Annotated in this window: 3 protein-coding genes; 2 read left to right on the top strand and 1 reads right to left on the bottom strand. The window is 47.9% G+C overall.

Features of this window, described 5'->3' with window-relative positions; all coding sequences use genetic code 11:
• Positions 1-965: 965 nt before the first annotated feature.
• A complete protein-coding gene (locus tag QT992_RS33000; RefSeq protein WP_333342394.1) occupies positions 966-3617 on the bottom strand; it encodes a zinc metalloprotease HtpX in 2652 nt (883 codons plus the stop codon).
• A gap of 310 nt (positions 3618-3927) precedes the next feature.
• On the opposite strand from QT992_RS33000, the gene QT992_RS32995 reads away from it, so the two are divergent.
• Positions 3928-4158: a DUF433 domain-containing protein gene (locus QT992_RS32995; RefSeq protein ID WP_333104334.1), complete on the top strand. Its 231-nt coding sequence runs from the start codon at positions 3928-3930 to the stop codon at positions 4156-4158.
• Positions 4158-4493, top strand: a complete 336-nt coding sequence (locus QT992_RS32990) for a DUF5615 family PIN-like protein (protein WP_333319174.1) — start codon at positions 4158-4160, stop codon at positions 4491-4493. Before QT992_RS32995 ends, QT992_RS32990 begins: the two co-directional genes overlap by 1 nt.
• Positions 4494-4575: the final 82 nt, after the last annotated feature.

The following is a 4575-nucleotide window of genomic DNA, read 5'->3' as shown; positions in this document are numbered from 1 at the left end:
TTTAAAGCTTAGTCTGGTCAGAATGGCCTGTTAGATTTCTCTTTCAAGCCTCACGCCTTTAGGCTGAGGTTTCTGACTCAAATGTTTAGGCTATTGGCTATTCTGTATTACTTGCTTCCGGTTTTGATTCAGAATGTTTATAGCCAGCGCCGTCTAGAAATTTATGTCCAAGGATGTCAATTGTAAGCGATCGGAATGCCAATATTCAGTTTAATACAGTGATGGATAAAATGGCTAACATTTTTTCAGCCAGTAATCTTACCTCGCTCCTAATCTCGCTCCTAATGCTGAGAACTACTCACTTACCCGCTATCCCTTAAATCAGGCCCGGCAGAGTCCGAGCATTCTTTAAAGGTATCACAGCCTTGGTAACAGAGCTAGTTATTTAGGAAGATTTCAGTCTGAATTTAACGGAAACCACATCTGAATCACTTTTGAGAATTCATCCGGCACAGCAAAAATAGCGATCGAAAAAAAACAGCCGACAAGCGGCTGGCTGTACTTGCTGTGTTGGGATGTTGACAATTTTTACGCAATGCCTTAAGGGATTTTAGCCAACAGAAGTTATCGCGCTATTTGGTTCAATCCAATTCCTGTAAACTAATGTAACAGACTGCGGGCAAAAAAGCAACTTTTCTTTACGAAGGAAGAGGCAAGTTCGGCAACGGATTTTGTAACGGATGTAACGGATGTAACGGATGTAACGGATGTAACGGATAGACTGTAGGGTGCGTAGGGAGCAACTCCAGAATCCGATCGCCAATCCCCTGTTTAACTCAAAACCGATCGAGGATGCGCGTTGACACCGATTCACCTGAGATGTTGCACCATTCTCAATAAGCTTTTTATGAACAGGCAAGATGCCTGTTCCACAAAGAGTGAATTTTCTTGTGGAACAGGCATCTTGCCTGTTCCTGAGAAAGGTGCAAGATGTGAGATTCACCCCACAATCGGACAACTATTCCTCACCTTGGGCCCTGGATAATAATGTATGCGCCCCAAATAGCAGCAGCAAAAGCCAAAACCGCAGACCAAATCGGATGTCCGCTGTCACTAACCCTCCCTCCTTGACTGCGGAGACTTTCAAGGTCGATCGCCACAGTAGCACCCCGGCGCAGCCAACCAGTCGCCACAACAGATGTTCCGATCAAATCGCTAGGGCGAGTAGTCTCTTTGAACAAAAATGGCCACAAAGAGCCAATGTAGCCAAACCTCGAAACATAGTGCAACCTCACCAAACCCGTCGCCGTTTGCAAAATCAAATCTTGTCCCAGCCAATTACTCATACCCGATCGACCCAAAAGTTGCCCTTCCAGTCGCACCGGTTCAGCATCCAGCGGCAAACTATCGGGATTTGACAAAATTTCCGGCAAACTCGGCGAAGCGGTTTCTCGCGGTATAATGTCCGGGAAGAAATAATTGATCCGCATCAAAGTACCGATGCTAAATCCGATCGGCAAACAGCCCCAAAGAATAGATCGATCGCCCCAAAGCCAATCCAACTGCCAGATACTCGTCCTCGAAAAAATCCCCCCAATCAGCCAAAGCAGCCCGACTATCCCCAAACTCATCGGAATTCCAAAAAACGGCGCACCCTGTAAAAATAGTTTTGAGTCTTTAAATTCGAGTATTGACTTAAACAGAGACAATTTTCCTTTCCTGGGTTGTTCTTGCACTCCCGCGTTTGCCAAATCTAACTCTGTATCCAGTTGCCAGAATTGAGCATAGAGGGCCAACAGCTTCAAACGCTCTCCCAGCAAAGGATGCGCGCGGTTAACCGTCAACCAATTGCGCTCCTGATTGCTGACATCCCACAGCAAAATCTGTTCTAGCGGCGCGTGTAATGCAGCAGAACCAAGGCTTACAGCTTGTCCAACGCCTACAGGTAACAATAGATCGAAACTTTCCAGAAAAAAGCTAGTTTGTTTTTGCTGTTCGATATTATCAGCAATGCCGATCGCAATTTTAGCCAGTGCCCGCGTCAAACCGTTAGGATTACCTGTAATTTCTGCAGCAGTGCGATCGCTAAAATACACTCTGCGGCGCGACACCCACAACATCGGCCAGCGCAACAACTTATAAATCCCGTAACTGGTAGCAGAAATAGCAGCGGCCACAAATTTGACAGCAGAACGCAAAAACTCGATCGTCATTAAATCACACAACCGCTCTTGCCAGTGCGCCACCTGCCAATAAATCAAGTAAGGAATCTGAATCACCAGCAGCGCCAGCGACATCGGCGCAAAATCCCAGTGAGAGATATGGCCCAACTCCCGCGCGAAAATAGTAGCAATTTCATCATCCGTCAACTGTTCCAACAGCCCGCGACTCACAGCAATCCGAGCAAAACGGGGCAAACCGCCGTAACTGAAAGCTACAGGAACATTCAGCGGCAAGAGTTTGAGCACCGGCGTCGGCATATTTTGCTTCGTACAAAAGCTTCGCAGTACCCGACTAGCTTCTTTGCTGTGCTTGGATAAAACCGACCCGCGCAGGGTTTCGATGCCGCAAAACAGTTTCAGCAGCGCGTCTATCAGCCAGGGAGACGAGGCCAAAAGCAATCCAAAAACCATCTGAACAAAGGGAGTTGGATCGCGGTAAAAAAGCTGAATCGGCGCGAAAATAGGCAGTCTACTGAATATGTAAAGCTGAACCAACAGAGAATTAGTGTTTGTCAGCAGGAATTGCAGGACAAACCGGGCTAGGAAAAATAGGGCGATCGCACTTGCAACGGCTTGCACCCGAAACTCCAGCAACTTCAGCCGTTTGAGCGGGCGCGGGCTTTTCGCGGCGCGCCCTGCTTCGCGCCAAGTGAGTTGGTAAGTATCTGCGCTGGCGAATCCGGGGATATCTGTTGGGGAACCGGAACTATTTTCGCCGCTAATTTCTGCGGTATCCGGTGCGGTTTCTGTAGGGGCGGTGCCCCCGTGCCCGCCCTCTGATGTCGGGCCCCCGTGCCCGCCCTCTGATGTCGGGCCCCCGTGCCCGCCCTCTGATGTCGGGCGAATCGGCGGTGTGGGGGGTGGAGGTGGCGGGGAAATCGGTTGCGATTTGGCGTTCCCAGGCTCTACAGCCGGCTCTAAAGGTAAAAATCCTGTTTTTTTATCTACGGTAGGTCGTAGCGAAGCGGGGCGTAAGCCATCGCCCTCAATCGATTTTTTCGGCGATTTTGTTCCGGCATCAAAGGCGACAAAGCCTGTTTCGGCGGGAGTTTCTGCGGATTTAGGTTTATTTTCCGGTGGTTTTGGGGGGGGAGGGGGGGTTAATTCTGTTAAAGCGCGATCGGCCCAAGTTTTGACTTGAGGGTTGGGACTTGTGGCGAGGGAAGAGCACAGGGCGATCGCCTTTTTGACATTACCGGTTGCTTTGTACGCAGCCACTAACCCCATCTGCGCGCGGATTCCCGACGGCTGATTAGCTGCGGTTTGGGTAACGGATTCTAAAAGGGCGATCGCGGTGGGGTAATCCTGCTGTTTCAAAGCTGCTAGCCCAGCCTCTAGAGACTGTTTTGCAGATGAATCCGCCGGATTTGGATTAGTGGAAGGTGCCATGACTGTGCTTTCGCTAGCGTCCTTTCTAAGATAGCTTGGCTGGTCGATCGATAGCTGTTCTAACACAGCTCTATTTCTCTGTCACCATTTGTTGCAATCTTTCCCGCAAGGTACTTAAATAATTTCACTAAAATTATTTGTTTCTGAGATATTGCACGATCGCCACGATCCGACAGGGGTTTAAACCCCTGCCTCAAAGCTAAAGTCCTCGCTTCAGAGGACTGACGAATTATGTCAATTTGTGGTTAAATACTTCCTTGCTCTTTTAGTCTCGCGTTGCGCGGAATTTGTTTGTGTAGACGCGATTTCAATCGCCAGGTTTTAATCTCTATTTTTTGATGCTAAAATTGAAAACACTAGCTAGAGGAAAAATGCCATGTCAGAACAAGACATCGCTAATATAATTACGATCGAACCGGGTAAGCGAGGTGGTAAACCTTGTATTCGAGGTATGAGAATTACGGTTTATGACGTGTTGGAATATCTCGCTTCTGGGATGACTTACCAAGAAATCCTAGAGGATTTTCCCTATCTCACGCAACAGGATATTTTAGCTTGCTTGAGTTTCGCAGCTAAACGAGAGCAGTTTATGTTAGTTGTTGGGTGATGAAAATACTGTTATTTGACCAAAATCTCTCTCCTCGTCTTGTCAATCTCCTTGCTGATATTTATCCCGATTCCGCTCATGTTGATGCAATTGGATTACCTACCGCACCCGATCGCGAAGTTTGGGAGTATGCTCGTCAGCATGACTATATTGTCGTTACCAAGGATGCGGATTTTAGCGAATTGAGTCTATTGTTGGGATTTCCTCCGAAGGTAATTTGGATACGGCGCGGAAATTGCTCGACGCAGGATATCGAGAGGCTACTCAGAGAGAACTATGATGCGATCGCAGTTTTAAGAGACACTCCTAATAGCGGTATTATCAGTTTGTTTTAACTCATATCTTGCACCATTCTCAAGAACAGGCTTTTCGGCCTGTTCCACAAGAAAATTCACTCTTTGTGGAACAGGCCGAAAA

It is taken from the genome of Microcoleus sp. T3_D1 (assembly GCF_036700405.1).
Taxonomy (GTDB): Bacteria; Cyanobacteriota; Cyanobacteriia; order Cyanobacteriales; family Microcoleaceae; genus Microcoleus.
The sequence above is the reverse complement of the archived record's forward strand: the minus strand, read 5'-3'. Positions and strand labels throughout refer to the sequence as shown.